Below are 19048 nucleotides of genomic sequence, written 5' to 3' on the forward strand. Positions count from 1 at the left end.
GGCGCGGACCGCCGCCGGACTCAGTCCGCGAGGGGCCGGAAACCGCGCAGCCGGAGGGAGTTGCCCACGACGAAGACCGACGAGAAGGCCATCGCCGCGCCCGCGATCATCGGGTTGAGCAGGCCCGCGGCGGCCAGCGGCAGCGCCGCCACGTTGTAGCCGAAGGCCCAGAAGAGATTGCCCTTGATCGTGGCCAGGGTGCGGCGCGACAGCCTGATGGCGTCCGCCGCGACCCGCAGGTCGCCCCGCACCAGGGTCAGGTCGCTCGCCTCGATGGCCGCGTCCGTTCCCGTGCCCATGGCCAGGCCCAGGTCCGCCTGGGCCAGAGCGGCCGCGTCGTTGACGCCGTCGCCCACCATGGCGACCGACCGGCCCCGCTCCTGGAGCCGCCGCACGACGGCGACCTTCTCCTCCGGCATGACCCCGGCGATGACATCCGCCGCGTCGATGCCGACCTCGGCCGCCACCGAGCGGGCCACGGCCTCGTGGTCCCCGGTCAGCAGCACCGGGGTGAGGCCGAGTTCGCGCAGCATCGCCACGGCCCGGGCGCTGCCGGGCTTCACCGCGTCCGCGACGACCAGCAGGGCGCGCGGCCGCCCGTCCCACGAGACCGTCACCACGGTGCCGCCCAGCGCCTCGGCCTGTGCCTTGGCGAGGACGAGTTTCTCCGGCAGCGGCGCCGGCGGCGCCTGGCGGCCGACGGTGACGGCCCGGCCGTCCACCGTGCCCTGGACGCCGAGGCCGGGCAGCGCCCGGAAGTCCGCCACGCCCGGCAGGTCGCCGGCGCGCTCGCGGGCCGCCTGGGCGACAGCCCGCGCGATGGGGTGCTCCGAGGCGTCCTCCAGGGCGCCGGCCAGCAGCAGGACCTCGTCCTCCCGCTCGCCGTCGGCAAGGTGCACGCCGGTGAGGGTCATGACGCCCGTGGTGACGGTCCCGGTCTTGTCGAGCACGACGGTGCCGACCCGGCGGGTGGTCTCCAGCACCTCGGGACCCTTGATGAGGATGCCGAGCTGCGCCCCGCGTCCCGTGCCGACCATCAGGGCCGTCGGCGTGGCCAGGCCGAGCGCGCACGGGCACGCGATGATCAGGACGGCGACGGCCGCGGTGAACGCCGCGACGGCGCCCTCGCCCAGCGCGAGCCACACCCCGAGCGTGCCCAGGGCCAGCAGGATCACGACGGGCACGAAGACCGCGGAGATGCGGTCGGCGAGCCGCTGGGCGGCGGCCTTGCCGTTCTGCGCGTCCTCCACGAGCCGCGCCATGTGCGCGAGCCGGGTGTCCGCGCCGACCCGGACGGCCTCCACGACCAGCCGTCCGCCCGCGTTGACGGTGGCGCCGGTGACGGAGTCCCCGGGACCGACCTCGACGGGCACCGACTCACCGGTCAGCATGGCCGCGTCGACGGCCGAGGTCCCCTCCCGTACGACGCCGTCGGTGGCGATCTTCTCGCCGGGACGGACCACGAACAGGTCCCCCACCGCGAGGTCCGCGGTCGCGATCCGCACCTCGCGCCCGTCGCGCAGCACGGCGACGTCCCGGGCGCCCAGCTCCATCAGGGCGCGCAGCGCGGCGCCCGCGCGGCGTTTGGAGCGGGCCTCGAAGAAGCGCCCGGCCAGGATGAAGGCGGTGACGCCGGCGGCGACCTCCAGATAGAGGTTCGCGGAGCCCGCGCCGCGGGCGACGGTCAGCTCGAAGGGGTGCTTCATGCCGGGCATCCCGGCCTCGCCGAAGAACAGCGCCCACACCGACCAGCCGAAGGCCGCGAGCGTGCCGAGCGAGATCAGCGTGTCCATGGTGGTGGCGCCGTGCCGCAGATTGGTCCAGGCGGCCCGGTGGAAGGGCCACGCGGCGTACGCGACGACCGGCGCGGCCAGCGTCAGCGAGAGCCACTGCCAGTTGGTGAACTGCAGGGCCGGGACCATCGACATGGCGATCACGGGCACGGCCAGCACGACCGCGGTCACGAGCCGCTGCCGCAGGGTGGTGAGCTCGTCGGGCGCGGCGGGGGCGCCGGCGGGGTCGCCGGGCGCCGCGGCGGGGGCCGGCGGCGCGGGTAGGGCCGCGGTGTAGCCGGTGGCCTCCACGGTGGCGATCAGGTCCGTCACGCCGATGCCGTCACCGAACGCGACCTTGGCCTTCTCGGTGGCGTAGTTGACGGTGGCCGTGACGCCGTCCATCCGGTTGAGCTTCTTCTCCACGCGCGCGGCGCACGAGGCGCAGGTCATCCCGCCGATCTCGAGTTCGAGCTCGGTGACCGGCGCCGTGGCGACCGGCGGGAGGACCTGCGGGCGATCCGCGGGAGTCATGCCCTGCCGACCAGCTCGTAGCCCGCCTCGTCCACGGCGGCGCGGATCGCGTCGTCGTCCAGCGGGGCGGCGGAGGCGACCGTGAGCAGACCGGTCTTGGCGTCCACCTCGATCCCGGTCACGCCGGGGAGGGCGGAGACCTCCTTGGTGACCGCGGACTCGCAGTGACCGCAGCTCATCCCGGAGACGCTGTAGGTGACAGACATGGGTTCTCCTCGTGCGTTAAGTGCGTGTTCCGGTGGGCGGCGAGGATCGCGCGGCCGTCCACCCGATGACCACACTATACCCCCTAGGGGTATGGGCATGCGGGGTGCCGGCCGGCGGTCCGTGTCCCGCGCGGCGCCCGCGACGTCAAGGAAAGCACCGCCGGGAACGATCAACGGGCGTATGGGCCAATGGCGGCCGGGATGCGGCGATCGGTGCTACCGAGGTGCCATTCCCGTGCGGGGCCATCACGTATACGGCGTTCCATCGCGCGATTCACGCGCAAAGCATTGATGAGACGCTCGATTCCGCAGTAGCGTCACCGCGTCGCGTCACCCACCGCACAGGAGGCAGCGCCCATGTCCGTCGACCGCACCCGGCTGCGCGCACTGCTGGCCCGCGAGACCGCCGACGCCGTCGCCCGCAACCCGAAGTCCCGCGCCGCCTACGAAGCGGCCGACCACCTCTTCGGACGCGTACCGATGACCTGGATGAACAAGACCGCCGGCGCCTTCCCCCGCTACCTCGCCGGCGCCCGGGGCGCCCGCGTCACCGACATCGACGGCCACAGCTACGTCGACTTCTGCCTCGGGGACACCGGCGCCATGGCCGGCCACTCCCCGGAACCCGTCGCCGCCGCCGTCGAGCGCCGCTTCCGCGAACAGGGCGGCGCCACCGCCATGCTGCCCACCGAGGACGCCGAATGGGTCGGCGCCGAACTCGCCCGCCGCTTCGGCCTGCCGCGCTGGTCCTTCACCCTCACCGCCACCGACGCCAACCGCTGGGCGATCCGGCTCGCCCGCGCCGTCACCGGACGGCGGAAGATCCTCGTCAACAGCTACTGCTACCACGGCAGCGTCGACGAGTCGCTGATCGTCACCGGCCCCGGCGGACACGGCGGCGTCAGCCGCCCCGGCAACGTCGGCGCACCCTGCGACATCACCCTGACCAGCCGCGTCGCGGAGTTCAACGACCTGGAGGGACTGGAGCGCGAACTCGCCTAGGGGGACGTCGCCGCCGTCCTCATGGAACCCGCGCTCACCAACATCGGCATCGTGCTGCCCGAACCCGGCTACCTCGACGGCGTCCGCGCCCTCACCCGCCGCCACGACGTGCTCCTGATCAACGACGAGACGCACACCTTCTCCGCCGGCCCCGGCGGCGCCACCGCCGCCTGGTCCCTGGAGCCCGACATCCTCACCATCGGCAAGGCCGTCGCGGGCGGCGTCCCCGCCGGCGCCTACGGCCTGTCCGCCGCACTCGCCGACCGGCTCCTCGGCCGCGCCGACCTCGACCTCGTCGACATGGGCGGCGTCGGCGGCACCCTCGCCGGCAACGCCCTGTCCGTCGCCGCCATGCGCGCCACCCTCGAACACGTCCTCACCGACGAGGCGTTCACGCGGATGTCCGCCCTCGCCGCCCGCTTCGCGGACGGAGTCGAGGACGCCGTCGCCAAGCACCGCCTGCCCTGGTCCGTCAGCACCCTCGGCGCCCGCACGGAGTACCGCTTCGCCTCGCCCGCCCCGCGCACCGGCACCGCGTCGGCCGCAGCCGCAGACCCCGAACTGGAGGACTTCCTGCACCTGTGGACGGCCAACCGGGGCGTCCTGCTGACGCCGTTCCACAACATGGCCCTGATGTGCCCGGACACCACCGCCGCCGACGTCGACACCCACACCGCCCTCTTCGCCGACGCGCTGGCGGAACTGGCAGGCTGACCTCCGTGGACGACATCGACCGCGCGATCCTCCGCGAACTCCAGACCGACGGCCGCATCCCCTACGCCGACCTCGGCCCCAAGGTCGGGCTCTCCCCGTCGGCCGCACGCCAGCGGCTGCAGCGGCTCGTCGACGGAAAGGTCGTGCAGGTCGTCGGCGTCACCGACCCGATGGCGATGGGCGGGCAGGCCATGGCGCTGCTCGGCCTGCGCGTCGACGGCGACCCCCGGGCGGTGGCCGACACCCTCGCCGCCCGCGACGAGGTCGTCTACGCCGTCCTGACCGCCGGGCCCTACGCGCTGTTCGCCGAGGTCGTCTGCCCCGGCCCGTCCGAGCTGCTGGACTTCGTCAACGATGTCGTACGGCCCCTCGACGGCGTCACGGGCGTCGAGACCTTCCCGTACTTCGGCATCCACACCCACCGCTTCCTGTGGGACGTGGGCTGACGCCTGGCGCTCAGCCCTTCGGCACGACCCGCAGCGCGCGGTAGTCGTACCCGTCCTGCCGGAAGCCGGGGGCCTCCCACTCCAGCACCACCGACTGGCCCGCCGACAGCGTCCGGAAGCCGGCCATCTCGATGTTGCCGTAGTGCGCGAAGCATCCCCCGGGCGTCTCGGCGCAGTCCAGCACGCCCCAGCCCGCCTCGTCGTCCCACTCGCGTACGGTCGCGTTCGCCATGAGGCCGAGCGTAGGCGCCCCCACGGCATTCGGCCCGCGCTGTTCACCCGTACCGCCGCGCCCCGCCCCCGGACGTGACGGAACCCGGGAGCGTATCCAGCTCCCGGGCTCCTGGGATGCCACCCAATTGCGCACACCGGCGGCGTTTAAGAGCCGCGGATCATTCTGAGGTCGACGTGTTCTGCCGTTGAACTACCGCGCCGCGAAGAGGCGCAGGCGGGACTTGAACCCACATCCGTCGACGGTCGTCCGCACTCGGTCGATCCGGCGTTCGGTGGCGAATACTGAGACTGGAGCGAGAATCTGAGATTGACGGGGCCGCCTCTGCCGGCTTGGGCCACCCCGGCACGCGGTGCCGGGGGAAGGATTCGAACCTTCAACTGCCACCCCTGGATCAGCTTCGACGTTCAGTTTCAGCTTGCGCTCTCACGCGCACCCCCCGCTCGCACGGGGGGCGTTCCCGCGGCTACCCGAACAGGTAGCCGAAAACGGCGTCGCCCACGCGCTGGTCCGTGACCTCCGCGCCGTTGGCCTCCTCGCGGGCGAACTTGACGGCCTGCTGGAGCTTCTCGACCCGGTCCAGGAGCTCGTTCACCCGGCGGGCGGGCAGCGCACCGGAGAACTTGACCGTCGTCCAGTAACCGACCGGGATGTCCTCGTAGTACACCTCGACCTGCGCCGGGTGCTTCTCGGTGGCCTCCGCCTTCACGTGGTTGCGGGGCACCTTCTTCGTGCGGATCGTCCGCACCGGCTCGGTCTTCCAGCAGTCCGTGGACGGGTCCGGGTGCCAGGACTCCGCGGCGTCGAGGACCGGGAGCTTGCGCATGAAGGTGTGGAGGTCCGTCAACTGCTTCTCCAGGAAGAGCAGATAGGGCACCGGCACCTGCGCCAGCACGACACGGCCGTCCACCGTCACGTCGGCGGCCGCGGACCGGTTCGCCCAGTCCTTCGTCGCCGTCACGTCGAACAGCCGGGTCAGCGTCGCCGCCGTCGTCCGCAGCACGTCCTCGGCCTTGACCTGCACCCGGGTGGACTCGGGCGGCAGTTGCTCGCCCTCCTCGTCCTTCGGCTGGTAGGTCCGCGCGATACCGGCGAGCAGCGCGGGCTTCTGGACGTCGTGATGGGCCCGCGTGAGTTCCTGGAGGGACTTGGACTTGACGCCCTTCTCCACGGCGATGATCTGATTCAGCTTCGGCACACCGGTGAAGCTACCAAGGGCGGTTCGCACACACACCCGGTTTTCCCGGGGTCCGCGAACTCGGCGCCCCGCCCGGGTCAGGCCGCGGACGACAGGTCCTGCTCGGCCCAGATGGTCTTCCCGTCGTCCTCGTAGCGCGTCCCCCAGTGCCGGGTGAGGGAGGCGACGATGAACAGCCCGCGGCCGTTCTCGTCCTGGAGGCGGGCGTGCCGCAGGTGCGGGGCGGTGTCGGCGGCGTCGGACACCTCCACGGTCAGATTGAGGTCGAGGATCAGGCGCAGCCGGATCGGCCCCACGGCGTGGCGGACGACATTCGTGGCGAGCTCGCTGACGACCAGGTCCGTGACGGGCACGTGCTCCTCCAGACCCCAGTGCGCCAGCCGGTCCCGTGCCGCGGCCCGGGCCTGCGGGACCGACGGGGGCTCGGCCGGGAACGTCCAGGTGGCGATGCGGTCCGGGTCGATGCCGCGGACCCTGGCCACCAGCAGCGCCGCCCCGTCCTGCGGGGTGCCGCGCAGCAGCCGGTAGGCGACCGCGTCGCAGATGTCCCTGGGCGCGGTCGCGGGGTCGGACACCACGTCGCAGAGCCGGCTGAGCCGTTCCCCGGCCTCGGCCGGGTACCGGTCGGCGACGCTGTCCGAGTGCAGGGTCAGCAGGCTGCCGTCCCGCAGTTCCGTGGTCGTCATCTCGTACGGGGTGCCGCGTCCCAGCGGGGCCCCGCGCGGTACGTCGAGCAAGCTGACGGCGCCCTCGGGGGTGGTCAGCAGCGGGCCGTCGTGCCCCGCGGTGGCGGCCGAGCACTGCCGCGTGATGGGGTCGTACGTCACGTACAGGCAGGACGCGGTGAACGGCGCCCGCGCGTGGTGCAGGGTGACCGGGTCGGCGTCCTGCTCGCGGGCCATGTTCTGGGCCACGTCGTCGAGGTGGGTGATCAGCTCGTCGGGCGGCAGGTCCATCGCGGCCAGCGTGGACGCGGCGGTGCGCAGCCGTCCCATGGCGACCGAGGCGTGCAGGTCCTCGCCGGGGACGTAGCCGATGACCAGCCCCACGCGGCAGCTGGACAGCGGCAGCACGTCGAACCAGTGGGCGCCGTAGCGGCCCGGCAGGTAGCAGTGCGCCGGATCCACCGCCGCGACCTGCGGCGGTGTGCGCGGCAGCAGGCTCCGCTGCAGCGCGGTCGCGATGGTGTGCTCACGGGTGAAGCGGCGGGCGTTGTCGAGGCACAGCGCGGTGCACGCGGCGAGCTGGGTGGCCAGGGCCAGGTCCTGCTCGTCGAAGGAGTCGGGGCGCGCGCCGCTGCGGTAGAAGCTGGCCAGGCCCATCACCAGCCCGTGCACGGTCAGCGGCATCACGATGAGCGAACGCATGCCGCTCTGGGCGATGAACTCCGCCCGCGCCCGGTCGTGGACCAGCCACCCGCCCTTCTCCGGCAGCACGCCGACCAGACGCGGCTGCAGATCGCCCAGCGCCTGTGTGTACGGGGTCGGGACCGCGTAGTAACTGGCGCCGCCCATCGGATAGGCGCCGACCTGGCCCTCGCGGGCCTTGAACCCGGCGCGCCGCATCGGCAGCGCGGTGGAGATCGGGCCCATGGGGGCGTCGCCGGTGAGCACGGACTCCAGCAGGTCGACGGCGACGGCGTCGGCGAAGCAGGGCACGGAGACGTCGGCGAGCTCCTGCGCGGTCCGCAGCGGGTCCAGGGTGCTGCCGATGCCCGCCCGGGCGATGTTCAGCAGGTCCATGCCGCGCCGGACGCGCCCCTGGCCCGTCACGTCGTGGAACATGCAGGCCGCGCCGATGGTGCGGCCGCCGCCGTCCTGGAGGTGGTAGCCGGCGACGTCGTACTCGTGCCGGTGCTCCGGATCGCCCCCCGGATACGCGGCGACGGGCCGCTCGACGAGTGTGCCGGTGGTCCGCAGTGCCTCCCGCACGACCGGTGACAGGGGGATCCCGGAGTCCAGTTCCTCCAGCTGCGCACCGATCACGGAACGGGCCGGCATGCCGCGCATGCGCAGCGACGCGGGGTTGGCGCGCAGTACCCGCAGCTCTGCGTCGTACACCTCGAGCCCGGCCCGCGACTGGTCGAAGAGGGCCTTCTCGAAGCTGCCCGCGGCCTCCGCCACGGGACCCGTGCTCATTCCCCCGCCCGGCCGTCTCGTCGTTCCGGCGCCATGGCTGACCTCGGCTCCTCGGGTGCGGCTGCCACCACCTCTCAGTAAATACACCGCCCGCACGGCTCCGCCACCGGAGGCGGCGGGCGGGCGGCGGGGGCGGTCCCCGGCGCACCGGAGGCTCAACTCCGGTTGCTAGGGTGCGCGGGTGTCCGACTCCTCCCGCGACTCCCTGGCCGGTGCCGGCTGGGAGAGTCAGAAGCCCGGTTCGTACCAGGAGTTGATGCCCGAGCGGGTGGTCAACCTGTCGTGGCTGAACCCGGCCACGCTGTGGAAGGCGCGCAACGGCCCCCTGGCGTCGCTGTTCGGCGACCCGACCGGCCGGGACCGGCAGCGCTGGGTCGCGGGCCAGGTGGAACGGGGGGCCGCCGGTGCGGACCTGGCGGTCGAGCGGGACGACCCCGACACGTTCTCGTTCCTCCTGCTCGGCGACACCGGCGAGGGCGACGACCCCCAGTACGCCGTGGTCCCCGGCCTGTTGAAGGCCGGTGAGGGCACCCGCTACGCCGTGCTCTGCAGTGACGTCCTGTACCCCGTGGGCAGCGCCAACGAGTACGGCACCAAGTTCTTCCGGCCCTACCGGGACTACGACGCCCCGATCTACCCCATCCCCGGCAACCACGACTGGTACGACGGCCTCACCGGCTTCATGCGGGTCTTCTGCCGCGCCCCGGCGCTCCCGCCCGCCCCCCGCCCCCGCGCGCTGGGCCCCTCCTGGTGGCGCACCCTGCTGTGGGCGCGGCCGGACACCCCCGACGACGCCCGGCTCGACGAGGACCGCCGCATGCGGTCCGCGCCCGCGCAGGCCGCGTCGCTGCCCGGCCCGTACTGGGCGATGGACTCCGGGCCGGTGCGGATCATCGGCATCGACACCGGGCTCCTCGGCGGCATCGACCGGGAGCAGGGCGAGTGGCTGCGCCGGGTCTCCCGTGGCCCCCGTCCCAAGATCCTGGTCACCGGCTCCCCGATCTACGTGGACGGCGAGCACCACCCGTGCGCGATAGAGGGCGGCGGCACGGTCGACGAGATCGTCCGCGACCCGGCCCACCACTACGTCGCGGCGATCGGCGGCGACATCCACAACTACCAGCACTACCCGGTCGACGTGGACGGCCGCCGGATCGAGTACGTCGTCTCCGGCGGCGGCGGGGCCTTCATGCACGCCACCCACACCATCCCGCGCGTGGCGGTCGGCGGCGTCACCGAGGACGCCTTCCGCTGCTACCCGATGCGCGGCGACTCCCTCGCGTTCTACAGCCGGCTCTACGGCCGCCGCCTGCGCCTGCGCCGCCTGTTCGACCTCACTCCCGACGAGGCGGCCGCGGCCCTGGCCGAGCGCCTCGGCGTCGAGCCCACGCGCGTTACCGGTGCGCCCGTCACCGCGCGCACCCGTTTCGTCGCGGGCCTGCTGGGGGCGCCGCCCCGCCCGCACCGCAAGCGGCGGATGCGGCTGCCCGTCCGCAGGGTCCTCACCCGGCTGCTCTCCCCGGGCTCGGCCACCTACAGCCCGCCGTTCTTCAAGAGCTTCCTGCGGCTGGACGTGAGCCCCGCCGCGATACGCGTGCGCTGCTTCGCCGCCACGGGGCTGCGGGAGCACGAACTGGACCCGCCGGTCGAGGACGACTTCACCATCGCCCTGCCGGGCGGTGCCTGAGGGGGCGCGGGCGCGTCCCGCACCCCCTCGGCCGCGCGGCTACTTGCCCGCGTCGTAGCGCACGTCCACCACGTCCGGTGCGCCGGGGAAGCGCTCCTCGCCCCGCAGCACGGCGTCGTACCGGCGGTCGCCCAGCAGATGGTGCGCGAAGAAGGCCCCGACGTAGTCCCGGGTGAGCAGGCGCTGCTGCCGCTCGGACAGCTCGTCCTGGTCCTGCTGCGGGTAGTCGGCGTCGGGGAACTGCGCCATGCAGGTGCCGGGGCGGCTGCCGGGGAAGGACTCGTCCTCCGACAGGACCTGCCCGCCGGCCGGCGACCACTGCGTGTTGTAGAAGTTGTGGACCCCGCCCGTCAGCGTGAACTTGGTGATCGGCACCTTGTTGCGGGCCGCGTTCTGCTCGACGTACGTGCCGCCGTTGGTCGTGTCGCACGTCCCCCACATCACCGCGAACGGCGTCCTGGTGACGGTGACCTCGTCCCATGTCGCGGCCGGGGCCAGGGCGAACGCCGCGCGGATCGTGACGCCGCGGGGCCAGGAGGTGCGGTTCGGGTCGTCGATCTCCTGCATGACGGCGGCGCCGCCCATGGAGTGCCCGATCAGCCCCACATTGCCCAGGTCCACGTGGCCGCGGAAGTCCACCGTCGTGGCGCGTCCCGAAGCGGCGTCGGTGAACGCGCCCTTGAGCGGGCCCCCGCCGGACTGCGACAGCTGCCGCCACATCACCAGGTGACGTTCGATCAGCTTCGCCCGCGCCTGGTAGACGGTGTCGGCCTGGCCGAAGGAGGTGGAGTTGATGCCGTTGGTCCCGATGGAGACCACGACGAAGCCGCGGCGCGCCAGGTCCCGGCCGAGGTAGTCGTAGCCCCGGTAGCTGGGGATCTGGTCCGTGCCGGGCGCGCACGGCCACGCGTACAGGGCGGCGACGGTGGCGTCGATGACCGCCTGCTGCTTCTCGGCGTCGGCGGTGTCGCCGGTCTCCTCGTCCCGCGCCAGTGCGGCCTTCGCGGCGGCCAGGTCCCGGGCGGCGTCCGCGTCGGCGCAGGTGGCGTGGATGCCGTGCTCGATCACGATCAGCGGGTGGCGGCCCTCGGCGAGGTCGGCGGGCACGTACACCGCCCCGTCCAGCTCGTTGTTCCCCACGTAGCCCAGGGACTTGGGCGGCCGGAACGCCTCGTCGCCCAGGTTGTAGAGCACCTCGCTCACGCCCTGCCGGCCGCGGTCCGGCCCCTGGCCCCCGTCCGCGGCCCGCGCGGTGCCGGGCACCGCCAGGAGGGCGAGTACGCCGGCCAGCGTCGTCAGCGTCGTGCGTGCGCTGCGTTTCTTCATGGTCTGCCTCGTGTCGTCGCGTGGGATGACGGAACCCGTCATCCGCTACGACGTCCCGGCCGCCCCGGGGTTGCGGGTGCGGCCCTACAGCCGCGTGTTGCTGATGAACGAGGCGAACCGCCAGCCCTCCGCAGTCCTGACCGCCAGGTACGCGCCGGTGCCGGCCCCGAACTCCCGCCCCTCGCGGCCGTGGCGTGAGAACTCGCCCTCGATGAAGGCGGCGCCGGTCGCGACCGCGTGGACGGTCAAGTGGGAGATCTCCGACCCGGTGTAGCCGGCCCGCGTCAGGGCGTCGATCGTGCCGGTCGCGAACTCCAGCGTGGCGGCGCGGGTCGGCAGCACCTTGTGGTCGCCGTCGCTGACCACGACCATGGGGGCGCCGTAGAAGCCGAGCAGTGCCTCGGTGTCGGTGCGCTCGCCCCGGGCCAGACCCACGAACGTCCCGACGTAGGCGTCGTACCACGCACGCACCTCGGCCTCGACCGTGTCACGCAGGGACATCGCCGCACCTCTCCTCGGGCCACGCGGAACCCGCAGGAGTATCCGCGCCCCGGCGGAAACGGCGCGCCGCACCGCGCGGCCCCGGTCCCCCCTTCACCCGCGCGGAGCACGCCGGTGCGCCTCAGCCACCGAGCGCGGACACCAGCCGGACGCCCCCGACCACCACGCCCGCGGTACCGGCACCAGCGGCCATCACCCGCAACAGGACGGGCCTGACGACACGGGTCGGCATGCGCCGGTGGATGCGCCGCGCGAGGTGGCGGACGTCGCACGCCACCAGCAGCATGGCGACCCCGAACGCGAGGTCGTACACGGCCCGGCCCAAAGCGATCACTGTGTCCTTCTTCCATGGCACTTGCCGTCGGCGGGACACGAGTGTCGCAGGGGGCGGTTAAGTTGCACGGATGACCGACATGGACCCGCTCGTCCCGGTGCTCACCGGACTGCTCGTGGACGTCGTTCACTGGCTGGAGAGCTGCGGGGACGAGGAAGTGGATCCCGACTCCGCGGTGAAGACGATGGAAACCATCGGCTGGGTGCTGCTCCAACTGCCCGCAGACCAACGCACACGATTCCTGCGGGCCCTGTCGGACCTGGCCGAAGCGGAACCCGACCCTGCACGCCGCGAGTTCCTGGTGTCCTTCCCCTTCGCCATCGGCATGACCGAGGACGAATAAAGCCGGTACGTGAGCCCGCATTGAGGGTCCGTTGTCAGTGCTCCGCGGCCTGGGGACCGCATCGCGAACCGACAGGGGACGCGGATCCGGGGGTGTCCACGTGTCAGCTCATCGGGATGTCGTCGGGCCGCTGGGCCACGGCCGCCCGTCCGGAGCCATGACGCTGGGCCTACCTGCCCGCACGAAGTCCCAGTATTCGTCCTGCACGAGGCCCTGGTTCACCCATCGTGTGCGGAGTGCTCCCGTTTCCTTCTCGGCGGTCGCCAGCGCGGCCTGTGGGTCCTCGGCGACGGCAAGGAGGCGACCGAAAGCCTCTTCCTCGTCCTCCACGTCGAACGGTGGGAACTCCACCAGATCGCAGAAGGCCGCGTGTCCGACGTCCTCGACGGCGTGGACGTAGATCTCGTAGGCCGCCTTCGTCGGCCGGACCTCGACATAGGCGACCCCAAGACGCTCGGGCGAACCGATCGGCCCGAGGAACTGCTCAACCGAACGCCCCCTTCTCAAGGCCCCGGCGATGAAGGACTCGGCCAAGTAGCGCATGAGTGCACGTTACGGCCCCGATTTCTCGTGCAGGATTCCAACCCCGACACCCGCTGACGGAGTGCGGTCCTCACCGCCACGAGACCGGACCGGGCACGGTGGCTTCCGCTCCGAAGATCGCGTCCGCGAGCGTGGCGACCCCTTGTGAGTCGGGCCGCATCGTGTCACATGAGCATCGCTCGGCGGCCAGTGGTTATGGGGCCCGACACAGCAGGCGGATGACCAGCGCGACGGCTCCCATCGACGCTGCCATCGATGTCGAAAGTGAATGTCAAAGGCCGCGGACCGCAATCGGTCCGGGGCCTGTCGGCACCCTGCGTTTGCGGTCCATGGAGCCCAGGACGTGCCAGGATCAGCGATCCCCCCGCTCGCGTTGCTCGAGCCATTCGAGATACCAGGTGCGGAAGGTGTGCCGGTTTCCGCGCGCATCGACGTACGGCTCGAAGGGCGGGTTGCCCCCGCAGGCCCGGTCTCGGAGCTCCCCGCGGTTCGGGCCGACGACGATGAGCCAGCCGCTCATCCCGCATCCGTTGTCGCTGATGAGGATCGCGCCCCGCACACGTTCCTCAAACCAGTCCGATTCTCCAGCGGCCCCGAAGGCCTTGCGGTAATCGTCCAGGTAGTCGTCTTCAACGTCACGGATCGTGGGCTCGTACCCGGCAGCACGCAGAGTATCCATCTGGCGGTCGGCCCATTCTTCGGTCTCGACGAACGGCCCGCTCGGGTCCAGCACCATGGGATCGCACCCCGCCCAGACCCACCCCCATGTGCCGTCGACCCGGCGCAACGACGCCAACTCGAGTGCGGGTCCGGGCCCGCCGGCGCCGACCTCTGCCAAGAACGTGCGGTACTCGTCGGGGAGTTCGGTGCCGTACTGCGCCTCGACCTCAGCGATCTCGGCGGCCGTCAGGACAGGCTCGAAGACCGGGTCCTGAGAGGAGTCCCTGCCTTGTGATCGACGCTCGGCCTCCACCACTGCGATCACGCGCTCCCGGACTCCCGACCAGCTTGCTTGCGTCTCCATGGCTCCTCCTTTCAGCGGTCGAGCGCGGCTACCCGCATCCTCAGGCTGCGAACCAAGTCTTGGACGGGCGGACACTGACCCGAGACGATGCGGTCCCGCCACCGCTGTTCCCTGCGATGGGCATGCACGGGCGCGACGGCGAGGTCTGCTCGTCCCATCGGACGGTTGCTCTGTGCCGCCGGCAGCTCGCCCTCTGGCTGCTGCAGGGACAGCCGGGGACCCCGTGCAGCAGCAACCCGAACCGGGCGGCCCCCGGCAGACGGGTCAGCCCATCCGGGCCAGCACGTTCCTCGCGATCAGTGCCACCGTCTTGATGTCCCCCAGCGCCTTGACTCGATCGTCGCCCCACTCCCGATGGGGATAGACGGAGATGAGTTCGCCGTCGTAGAGCGCCGCGCGTGCCCTGGGAATCGTTCCGTCGGCGAGTATCTCGAGTGCCGTCCGGTACCGGTCGGCCGGCAAGGCCAACAGGTTGAGGTGGAGACCGCCGTCACCGGGACCGTCTTGGCGGGGAACGATCGTGAGTTCCCCGGGTGCGGGCAGCTCTTCGCGGAGTATGTCGACGATCAGGTTGAACATCGGCTCCCTGCCGGAATACATGAGCCAGCCGTATTCGGGAGAGATGGAGACGCTGTAGAACTTCACCCCGCGCTCCCGTTGTCCCGTTCCCGCAGCATCTCGGTGGCCATCATGGCCAGGATCTCCAGGTTGTGGACCGCGCCGACCACCTGCGCCTCGGACAGCGAAGTGTGCTCACGTGCCCATGCCCCGTAGGCCGACGGGAGGTCTTGGGCCAAGACGCGCAGTACCTCGCGGCGGCCGGGCTCCGGGAGACGGTACACCCGGAAGTCCTTCAGCACCTCGAACCCGTCCTTGTCGGCGCATGCCCAGACGGACTGGTTGGTGACCCGTTCCTTTAGGTGCTCGACGATCCACCAGAACATTCCGGAGGAAGTGGTCCACACGTATTCCTCGGAGACACTGATATCCCCGCTCATTCTCATCACTTCCCGAATGTGAGCGTTCCGCCCTGTCCGTGATGCCTCGGAAGACACCGGTAGAGCCGTCCCCCGGTGGAGCGGCACTGTACGCGCGGCCGGTGCGGAGAGGCTACGGGCTGGACTGCCAGGGAGTGAGAGATCGGGGCCCGTGAGCTTGCGGCGACTCGGGTGCCCTTACGTGCCACCCGTTCTGATCCATTGCCATGTGACGGTGCAGATCACAAAGGGCGCGACGACCATCGTCAGCATCCACAACCCCACGCTCGCCGGCGAGTAGATGTAGTAGCGCCAGTGCTCCGGCAGAGGCGCCGGCGCAAGCAGGAGCACGATCAGCACAGCCCATGTGGCCAACGTTGCTGTCGCCATGCGCACTACCGACATGGTCATTTGCATCCGTCGCTGCTCGCCTCTTGGGGGCGACTGACGCACCCGGGACGAACGTCTCCTGTGCCGGCAAACGAGTGCGAGGAGTGCGGGCTGCGGACTCGCACGGCGGACGTCGCAAGAAAGGGCCAGTTCCGGGGGACCAAGCCCCTGAACTGGCCCTTCGCCAATGTGCCCCAGGCAGGATTCGAACCTGCGACACCCGCTTTAGGAGACTGGCCCTCATTTGAAACCCGGGCACGCGCTACCCGGCCACTGACCTGTACTTTTGCAGCGCCTGCCGCCGCCCCCGGGCTCCCCTGGAGATCATCTGGGCGATATTGGGGAGATCATTTTCGGGGCGCCGCTTCGCCAGGTCGACCCGTCCCCACAGCGTCGTCCACCCCAGGTTCGCCATGGCGTCCTCGTAGATCTGCTGCAGGCCGTCGAGCCGCTCCCGCCGCATCTCCGGGGTCGGATGCTGGTAGACCGCCTTGATCCCCTTGCGCTTGTGCCCCGCGGACTCGTACGCCAGCGGCTCCTTGACGCCGATCTGCTCCTGCCACGAGTCATGCGTGTGCCGCAGGTCCCGCATCGTCATCCCCGGCATGAGCGGCGCCCATGCCGCGCGGGCCGAGACACCGCGGCGCTTCTTGCGCTCCGGCCTGCCGTCCGCTGCCGGCCGCAGGATGCGACCCCAGTTGTTCCGCCGCCAGAACGTGCCGGACGGCGTGCAGAAAAGGATCGGGTGCGGCCAGTCCGCCTTGTGAATAGCCAGGAGCAGAGCGAGGAACGGCGGCACGTCGATACCTCGCTCACCGGCCTCGCTCTTGGGCGGCTCCAGCCGCAGGACGGTGCCGAGCTTGTTGCCCTCCTCATCGCGCTCGTCGTACTCCGCCAGCTCGCCCACGTCCGGATCGATCCGGATGATTGGGCACTCGAACCAACCGCCGTCGTCCTGCTGTCGACGCGTCTTGAGCGCGTTGTCACGGTGAAGACCGAACAGCTCACCCAGACGCGGACCGAGGAACGCGGTCGCGATGACTGCCAGACCGTTTGCCGGCCCCAGCCGGTCGGCGACCTGGAGGACGATCTCGGCGGGCACGACCTTGTCCTCCGCCGACTTCTTCGGCCTGGCCGGCTTCTTCTTCTCCGTACGCCGGCGCCCGAAGAGGGGGTTGACGAGCAGGTGCTTGGCATCGACGGCCCCAGTCATCACGGTCGACATGAACGACACGACGTGACCGATGGTGACGTCATCGCACGGCAGTGTCCGCGACCAGCTCTCGACGTCGAACCAGCTGATGGCGATCAGCGGTGTGTGTTGCCACTGGGGGAAGATGTACTGCTCGAGGTACTCCCAGCGCCGGGTGTTGGTCCTGCCGCGCTTCGGGCGGGCCTTCATGAACTCTCTCGCCCAGACCCCGAAATGCTTCCGCATGAGCTCCGGGTCGATCCAGGTTCCCTTCCGGATCGCGGCCTCTTGCTCCTCGCCCCACTGTTCCGCGAGACGTTTCGACGGGAATCCTGGCTCGGACCCCCAGACCCCGTCCGGGCGTTTGTAGCGGGCCCGCCATGACACCTTGCCCTTCGATCCCTTGGCGGTGCTGACCCTCTTCTCCGCGTACGCCACGTCACGCTCCCGCGGTGGGAGCCGTGGCCGCTTCTGCGTCCACGCCGGCCTGGTGTGCCGCGGCCCTGCTGCGGAATCCGTGGAGCGATCCCCATGCGCCGTCGCTGCGGCGGAATCGCACGCGCCAGCTGGGGCGGCCCTCGGGCGTGCGGCTGTTGATTTTCTGTACGTGTGCCATGTCTGACCTCACTTTGCGGAGTGTTCCTGCGGATCGCCCAGGCCAGCAGCGCGACCGCAGCCTCTCCGTCCAGCTGTGGTCAGCCGTTGGCCCCGACGCACGGGGGTAGATCGCGAGTACTGCGGCGCCGCCATGTCATGGAGCGCTTGACCAGCTCGTCGTAGATCGCCTGCGTGACGCGACGGCTGTAAATGCCCTTGTCGAAGTACCAGTGCGACGACGGCGTTTCGTCGTCCTCGAGGAAGACCTCGACGCCCTTGGGCAGGTCTACGCGGTAGACGTGGACAGTCACGCGGACCCACGTGCCGACCTCCTCCGGAGGCGGCTTGTCCCAGCCCTGTGCCAGGTCCGTCAACGCCTCGGCGAGGAGTGCGGCGTCCTCGTCGCTGATCTCCAACTCGTCGATGCGGATGACGACGTCATCGCCCTCGTCGGTGAAGGTGAGTGGTACTCCGTCCGGCAGTTCACTGCCGGGGACGCGGAGAACGTAAACACGCATGTGTCCCCCAAAACCAGGATCAAGTGGCCCCCGATCACGGTGTTGGGCTATGCAACCACATCATTGAGCCAAATGTGGCCCCCTTGTGGATATGTGACGAACAGGGATTTTCGGACTATGCCTCCGGTCTGTCGTCCGGAGTCACGTCCCCCATCCGTTCCATGTCGGCCTCGGCCTGTCTCCACGCCTCCAAGGCCCGGTGCTGCTCAGCCGCGGAGGCGCCCGGCGCGGCGCGCACGATGATGACGGCGCGCGCACCCTTGGCGCCGTAAGCCTCCAGGGACAGGGACCGGGCGTCCAAAAACCGCCCCTCGCCCAGTTCGGCCTGGATTCGCAGGGGCAGCTCGTCGAGCACGCTGCCGTCCCCGGTCGACCCGCCGGCACCCTGGGGGTCTCCCTGGGGGCTTATGGCGTCGGGCCGGATGGTCGGCTTCCCGCCGGCGATGACCGCCTCGATGCTGTCGTCGGTCCATCCCAGCAGGCGGGCGTAGGTGCGCATGGTGGCGGTGACCTTCTTGCGCTCCACGCCACGTTCGATGGTCTGGATCGGCCCACGCGACGCACCAATGTGCGCGGCCGCCTCCTCCTGGCTGAGGCCAAGGATGTTCCGACGTGCCGCGAGCTCACGTCCGAGAGCCTTCCAGTCCAACGTCATGTGGCCCATCATGCCCCATCGGCGTGCCATCAAAAAGGTCACTTCCGGCCGTTCGGCCAGCGCACACGCATCAAAACAGCGCTCGCTGGGGCGCATGGGGCGTACGGCAACCGTGCTGCAAAAGATCCACAAAGTGGCGCACGCCATAAAAAGTGGCGTTAAGTGGGCCACAACGCTTGCTGAGTGGGCCACAAAGAGCTACGTTTTGTGGCGTGAGACCGAATGGTGACGCCATCCGGGATCTCCGCAAGAAGCGTCGTATCAGCCTTCGACTCCTCGCTGACCTGGTCGGATGTGACTTCAGTTACCTCGGCAAGGTCGAGCGGGGACAGATCGCCAAGGTGGCCGGGGATCGCCTCGTTCAGATCGCATCAGTTCTGGACGTGGCCCCAAGCCTCCTGGTGCTCGGACCGATCGCGACACCCATCGCGCCGACCGAGACCGGCGAACTACCGGAGCTGGACGACAACCGCATCTACTCGCCAGACGAAGCCGCTGTGTACACCCCGTACCGGCCGCGGACCCTGCGCGAGAAGGCGTACCGGCGCGAGATCCCCCATCGCAACGCGAACGGCAAGCGGGTCCAGTTCACCGCCGCCGACATCCGCGAGATCAACGAGGCCTCTGCGGTGCCCGTCTACAAGCACCGTCGCGCCTGAACCTGCAGACCGCAGGGCCGTCCCGACCACCGCCAAGCAGCGGGACGACCCCTCGCACGA

At 70.8% G+C, this 19048-nt stretch carries 20 protein-coding genes and 1 pseudogene; 5 read left to right on the forward strand and 16 right to left on the reverse strand.

Annotated features, from left to right (window positions below; genetic code table 11):
• Window positions 1-20 precede the first annotated feature (20 nt).
• Both ABZ883_RS04405 and ABZ883_RS04410 read right to left on the reverse strand, forming a co-directional pair.
• Complete coding sequence (locus ABZ883_RS04405; RefSeq protein WP_360901226.1) at window positions 21-2306, reverse strand: heavy metal translocating P-type ATPase; 2286 nt, start codon at window positions 2304-2306, stop codon at window positions 21-23.
• On the reverse strand, window positions 2303-2512 hold the full coding sequence (locus ABZ883_RS04410) for a heavy-metal-associated domain-containing protein (protein ID WP_360901228.1): 210 nt from the start codon (window positions 2510-2512) through the stop codon (window positions 2303-2305). Before ABZ883_RS04410 ends, ABZ883_RS04405 begins: the two co-directional genes overlap by 4 nt.
• 489 nt (window positions 2513-3001) lie before the next feature.
• Between ABZ883_RS04410 and ABZ883_RS04415 the strand changes: the two are divergent.
• Window positions 3002-4228, forward strand: a pseudogene (locus ABZ883_RS04415) (transaminase).
• A gap of 5 nt (window positions 4229-4233) precedes the next feature.
• On the forward strand, window positions 4234-4674 hold the full coding sequence (locus ABZ883_RS04420) for an Lrp/AsnC family transcriptional regulator (protein ID WP_360901231.1): 441 nt from the start codon (window positions 4234-4236) through the stop codon (window positions 4672-4674).
• A 10-nt stretch (window positions 4675-4684) separates the two neighbouring features.
• On the opposite strand, the gene ABZ883_RS04425 is transcribed toward ABZ883_RS04420, so the two are convergent.
• The 3 genes from ABZ883_RS04425 to ABZ883_RS04435 form a co-directional block, all read right to left on the reverse strand.
• Complete coding sequence (locus ABZ883_RS04425; protein WP_360901234.1) at window positions 4685-4906, reverse strand: cold shock domain-containing protein; 222 nt, start codon at window positions 4904-4906, stop codon at window positions 4685-4687.
• A 466-nt stretch (window positions 4907-5372) separates the two neighbouring features.
• Window positions 5373-6104 carry a hypothetical protein gene (locus ABZ883_RS04430; RefSeq protein WP_360901237.1) on the reverse strand — a complete coding sequence of 244 codons (732 nt, stop codon included), beginning with the start codon at window positions 6102-6104 and terminating at the stop codon, window positions 5373-5375.
• 77 nt (window positions 6105-6181) lie between these two features.
• Complete coding sequence (locus tag ABZ883_RS04435) at window positions 6182-8242, reverse strand: SpoIIE family protein phosphatase (protein WP_360901240.1); 2061 nt, start codon at window positions 8240-8242, stop codon at window positions 6182-6184.
• Window positions 8243-8423: 181 nt separating this feature from the next.
• On the opposite strand from ABZ883_RS04435, the gene ABZ883_RS04440 reads away from it, so the two are divergent.
• Window positions 8424-9929, forward strand: coding sequence for a metallophosphoesterase (locus tag ABZ883_RS04440; protein WP_360901243.1), 1506 nt, complete (start codon window positions 8424-8426; stop codon window positions 9927-9929).
• A gap of 39 nt (window positions 9930-9968) precedes the next feature.
• Here ABZ883_RS04440 and ABZ883_RS04445 read toward each other — a convergent pair whose 3' ends face one another.
• The 3 genes from ABZ883_RS04445 to ABZ883_RS04455 form a co-directional block, all read right to left on the reverse strand.
• Window positions 9969-11255, reverse strand: a complete 1287-nt coding sequence (locus ABZ883_RS04445; RefSeq protein ID WP_360901246.1) for an alpha/beta hydrolase — start codon at window positions 11253-11255, stop codon at window positions 9969-9971.
• Window positions 11256-11339: 84 nt separating this feature from the next.
• Window positions 11340-11756 carry a hypothetical protein gene (locus ABZ883_RS04450; protein WP_360901249.1) on the reverse strand — a complete coding sequence of 139 codons (417 nt, stop codon included), beginning with the start codon at window positions 11754-11756 and terminating at the stop codon, window positions 11340-11342.
• A gap of 121 nt (window positions 11757-11877) precedes the next feature.
• Complete coding sequence (locus ABZ883_RS04455) at window positions 11878-12090, reverse strand: hypothetical protein (protein ID WP_360901252.1); 213 nt, start codon at window positions 12088-12090, stop codon at window positions 11878-11880.
• A gap of 70 nt (window positions 12091-12160) precedes the next feature.
• On the opposite strand from ABZ883_RS04455, the gene ABZ883_RS04460 reads away from it, so the two are divergent.
• A complete protein-coding gene (locus ABZ883_RS04460) occupies window positions 12161-12433 on the forward strand; it encodes a hypothetical protein (protein ID WP_360901255.1) in 273 nt (90 codons plus the stop codon).
• A gap of 108 nt (window positions 12434-12541) precedes the next feature.
• Here ABZ883_RS04460 and ABZ883_RS04465 read toward each other — a convergent pair whose 3' ends face one another.
• The 8 genes from ABZ883_RS04465 to ABZ883_RS04500 form a co-directional block, all read right to left on the reverse strand.
• Complete coding sequence (locus ABZ883_RS04465) at window positions 12542-12976, reverse strand: hypothetical protein (protein WP_360901258.1); 435 nt, start codon at window positions 12974-12976, stop codon at window positions 12542-12544.
• A gap of 352 nt (window positions 12977-13328) precedes the next feature.
• Window positions 13329-14000, reverse strand: coding sequence for an SMI1/KNR4 family protein (locus ABZ883_RS04470; RefSeq protein ID WP_360901261.1), 672 nt, complete (start codon window positions 13998-14000; stop codon window positions 13329-13331).
• Between the two features lie 264 nt (window positions 14001-14264).
• Entirely contained in the window at window positions 14265-14645 is a 381-nt protein-coding gene (locus ABZ883_RS04475) for a hypothetical protein (protein ID WP_360901264.1), read from the reverse strand.
• Window positions 14642-14998: a hypothetical protein gene (locus tag ABZ883_RS04480; protein WP_360901267.1), complete on the reverse strand. Its 357-nt coding sequence runs from the start codon at window positions 14996-14998 to the stop codon at window positions 14642-14644. The genes ABZ883_RS04475 and ABZ883_RS04480 overlap by 4 nt, the downstream gene beginning before the upstream one ends.
• Window positions 14999-15175: 177 nt before the next feature.
• Entirely contained in the window at window positions 15176-15388 is a 213-nt protein-coding gene (locus ABZ883_RS04485) for a hypothetical protein (protein WP_360901270.1), read from the reverse strand.
• A gap of 241 nt (window positions 15389-15629) precedes the next feature.
• Window positions 15630-16997: a hypothetical protein gene (locus tag ABZ883_RS04490; RefSeq protein WP_360901273.1), complete on the reverse strand. Its 1368-nt coding sequence runs from the start codon at window positions 16995-16997 to the stop codon at window positions 15630-15632.
• A 257-nt stretch (window positions 16998-17254) separates the two neighbouring features.
• Window positions 17255-17674 carry a hypothetical protein gene (locus ABZ883_RS04495; RefSeq protein ID WP_360901276.1) on the reverse strand — a complete coding sequence of 140 codons (420 nt, stop codon included), beginning with the start codon at window positions 17672-17674 and terminating at the stop codon, window positions 17255-17257.
• Between the two features lie 115 nt (window positions 17675-17789).
• A complete protein-coding gene (locus tag ABZ883_RS04500) occupies window positions 17790-18425 on the reverse strand; it encodes a helix-turn-helix transcriptional regulator (protein ID WP_360901279.1) in 636 nt (211 codons plus the stop codon).
• A 116-nt stretch (window positions 18426-18541) separates the two neighbouring features.
• On the opposite strand from ABZ883_RS04500, the gene ABZ883_RS04505 reads away from it, so the two are divergent.
• The gene (locus tag ABZ883_RS04505) at window positions 18542-18988 is read left to right on the forward strand and encodes a helix-turn-helix transcriptional regulator (RefSeq protein ID WP_360901282.1); all 447 of its coding nucleotides are present in this window, start codon (window positions 18542-18544) and stop codon (window positions 18986-18988) included.
• The last annotated feature ends 60 nt before the right edge of the window (window positions 18989-19048 follow it).

Source organism: Streptomyces sp. NPDC046977 (genome assembly GCF_040644455.1).
GTDB lineage: Bacteria > Actinomycetota > Actinomycetes > Streptomycetales > Streptomycetaceae > Actinacidiphila.